We start from the raw sequence: 3,333 nt of genomic DNA, 5'->3' as shown, positions 1-3,333 counted from the left end.
CGGGCGGATGCGACCCAGCGGGTGCCGGCAGATCTTGCCGAGATCTCCGCTGTCCTGGTCGGCCTCGCTCAGCTGGCCCTCACCCGGCGCTGAACCACCGGCCTGCCTCCCCGTTGCAACCCCGCGCCGTCCGACCCGGGCGACCAGACGAGACGTGTTAGGCGCTCAGAGGGACGACAGCTACGGTGTCCCACTGGTAGGTGCCGCCGTCGCGGTACAGCCGCACCAGTCGAAGATCTGCCACAGATACCTCGGCCGGCGGCAGGTCACGTAGACTCGCGACCCGGCGGATGATCGGCTCTGCGGGTGTGTCGCGGTTGCAGTAGGCGATGCCGACGTGCGGACGGAAACGCTGCTCGACGGCGGGCAGGCCACAGGTGGCGGACACGTCGTCCACGGCGTCCCGCAGTCGGGCCAGTGGTTCCCAGGGGGTGACGGTGAAGCGGACGGCGCCGCTCGATCCGGCCAGCGGTCCGACCCGCAGCCGGAACGCCGGCAGGTCACGACACCGTTCCGGGACCCGGCGGGTGACCGTGGTGAGGGTGGCGGGGTCGATCTCGTCGGTGAACGCGAGCCTGCGCACGGTGAGGTGCAGCCCGTCGGCAGCCACCGGGTCGAGACAGTCGAGATCGCGTAGCTGCTGCTGGCAGGTCGCGGCGAGGTCGCGCAGCGCGGCGCTGTCGAACGTCAGGAACCAGTGGAAGCTGCGCCGGCCAGGGGTCCAGCCGGGCCGGTCCCAGTGGTCGGTCATCGAGGGCAGGACGCGGAAGCGTTCCCAATCGTCGTGGACCGGGTCGTGCTCGCTCACCGCGGCGCGCCGTGGGTCAGTGCCTGCGAGACCTCGGCCAGTTCGGCGACGGCGGGCAGGGCCCGCCAGGGCGCGGTGCGGCGGGCGAGTTCCCGGCCGCGCTGGCGGATCGACTCGATCGGCGCGGCACCGGCGCGGGTGAGGGCCTCGACGCCGAGCGCGGCGCCGTGTTCCGGGTCGGGGTCGTCGCCGGCCGTCAGGGCGGTGGCGACATCGAGGGTGATCAGGATGTCGCTCCAGCGGGAACGGTCGGCGCCCGGCAGGCTGCTGGCGGCCTACGCGTAGCTGTGGACGAGGGCGGTGTCGCCGGTGCCGACGTGGGCGGTCGCGGCGTTCGCCGCGATCCGCGCGTAGCTGTAGGGGCCGAAGGAGATACACGGCGACATCCCCTCGGGCAGCTCGGCTCCCTCGGCGAGGTCGAACGCGCGTCCGACGGCTTCCCGCACACCGTCGCGGTCGCCAAGCTGGCCAAGGGCACGGGCCTCGCCGTTGACCGCCAGCCGGATCGCCTGCGGCCCGCCCGCGGCGTAGGTCTGTCCGTCGCGGGCCCGCTCCAAGGCCAGCCGGTAGTCGCCGGCGTAGTAGGCACACAGGCTTTCGGTGCCCCGAACCCAGGCCGCCAGATCGCTGTCCTCGACGGCGAGCGCGAGGGTGAACGCCTCCACGCAATAGGCACGCGCGAGCGGAAAATCCCCGAGGTTCACCGCCATATAGCCGGCCAGCCCCGACAGCCGCCCAGCGGAGCGGAGCAGCCGGATACGGTCCCGGGGCAGCTGCCAGCCCTCGACGAGGGCTTGCACGCCCTTCCGCTGCCGCACGACAAGAGGCATCAAAAGCGCTGGGCCCCGTGCCTCATAGGAGGCGACACTGTCCTCGACGAAACCGTCAAGATAATCAAGAAAAGGAGCCTGCACAGAGGGTCCCGCAAAATACCGTAGCCGAACGCCGACGTCGAGCAGCTCCGCCTGCCGATCATACCCACCGCCGAGGGAAGTGGTCGCGTCCACGGCTGGCGAGACCATTGCCGGAGCGGACGGTCTGATGCCTTCTCCGGTCATCTCGACCTGCGACGCACCCCTGGGCTTCGGCAATTCTTCGGGCCTGACCCGCACGGTTTTCGGCGTCTTGCTGATAAGGAGAGCGTCGGCGGGGGTGAGGTGTTCACGGTCGTCGAGGTCGAGCAGGTTGTGGATGCCGGTTCCGTAGACCTCGGCGAGCAGCGCGAGGATTTGAGGAGTAGGACGGCGGCGGTTGTTCGGCAGCGGCCAGTTCTCCAGCTCCGACAACCGCGGGCCCGTCATAGTGGCGGCGCCTTTGGGGTCCAGGCCAGTACGGGCGGCGTGGGCGTTGATGCGGCCCGCGGCCTGCGTCTGGGTCCAGCCGTGCGCGACGCGGTAGGCGGCGCGGGGGCGCAGCTGGTAGCGGCGGGCGAACTCGACGGCGATCTCGTCGTGGGACATGCCCGCCGTGCGCATCCGCGCCCGCAGTTCCGCCTGCTCCACCCGCAGGCTGGGCCTGGTCGTCACGAGGTCTTTGGCTCCTTCCGCGTCGCGCACCAGAACTGGTGGCGGACGGCGAGTCGGAATGCGCCAACAGTAGCCCTCGACGCTCCTCGTCCCAAGCGGTCCAGCAGGTCCCGCTGTGCCGGAGCGGCGACCTGTCTCGCCGACTCGACGGTTCTGGCGCGTTCGCGGCTGCTGAAGGGGGCTCGTGGCTGTGGTGCGCGCCGTCGGCGGTGTCCGCGTTGGCGGCCTGCTGTCCGCCTACGGCCGCCGTTCGACGACGACCCCTGCACGCCCCACATCCCCCGTTCGGGTCCGACAGCGATCTAGTGCAGTAGTCCGATCGGGTGGGTAGCGGCTAGTCCGGTTGAGTCATTTCCCGCTGGGATGCCGGTCCCACTGCGTAGTGGGACCGCTGCGATGCGACGCAACCGGAGTAGTCCTAGATGGAGGGTTTTTCCTTTCCAGGGCGAGTTGGTCGTTCGTTGGGATTTCCAGTGAGGTGGGCACTGTGGAGGTCCGGGCTCGTACACCACGACTTCGCCGGCGGGCTCGGCGGGGCGCCGCTGGCGCCGTGACTGCCGCCGTGGTGCTGCTCGCCGCCTGTAGCTCTGGCGGTTCCACGCCCGACCCGGCCGCCAGCAGCGGCGCTGCCTCCTCACCCGCGCCGTCGAGCGGGACGCCGTCACCGACACCGACGTCTCCGGCGGACCTCGCCCGTCGGGACGCGGTCACCGCGTACGTCGGCATGTGGAAGGCGTACGCGCAGGCCAGCCACACCTCCGATTGGCAGGCGCCGTATCTGTCGCAATACGCCTCGGGCGACGCCTTGCAGGTCATTACCGGCAACCTGTATGCCGACCACTACAACGGTCTGGTCGCCAGGGGCGAACCGGTGAACAGCCCGCGGGTGACGTCGGTGAGTCCGGAAGACGTACCGAAGTCGGTGATGATCGAGGACTGCGGCGATGACCGAAACTGGTTGCAGTACAGAACCGACGGGTCGTTGCTGAACAACACGCC

General features: G+C 70.1%; 3 protein-coding genes. 1 reads left to right on the top strand and 2 read right to left on the bottom strand.

Translation table 11 applies throughout. The features are described 5' to 3' along the window. Positions 1 to 157: 157 nt before the first annotated feature. Both AC08OP_RS23100 and AC08OP_RS23095 read right to left on the bottom strand, forming a co-directional pair. Entirely contained in the window at positions 158 to 808 is a 651-nt protein-coding gene (locus tag AC08OP_RS23100) for a 2'-5' RNA ligase family protein (protein WP_476616097.1), read from the bottom strand. A gap of 275 nt (positions 809 to 1,083) precedes the next feature. Further along, positions 1,084 to 2,334, bottom strand: coding sequence for a helix-turn-helix domain-containing protein (locus AC08OP_RS23095; protein ID WP_476616096.1), 1,251 nt, complete (start codon positions 2,332 to 2,334; stop codon positions 1,084 to 1,086). A 550-nt stretch (positions 2,335 to 2,884) separates the two neighbouring features. On the opposite strand from AC08OP_RS23095, the gene AC08OP_RS23090 reads away from it, so the two are divergent. Continuing rightward, the coding region (locus AC08OP_RS23090) for a hypothetical protein (protein ID WP_476616095.1) at positions 2,885 to 3,333 on the top strand (449 nt) is incomplete at its 3' end.

The sequence above is a fragment of the Frankia sp. CeRuru1 genome (genome assembly GCF_977966315.1).
Note: the sequence above shows the minus strand (reverse complement) of the source record. Positions and strands in the feature narration are given on the sequence as shown.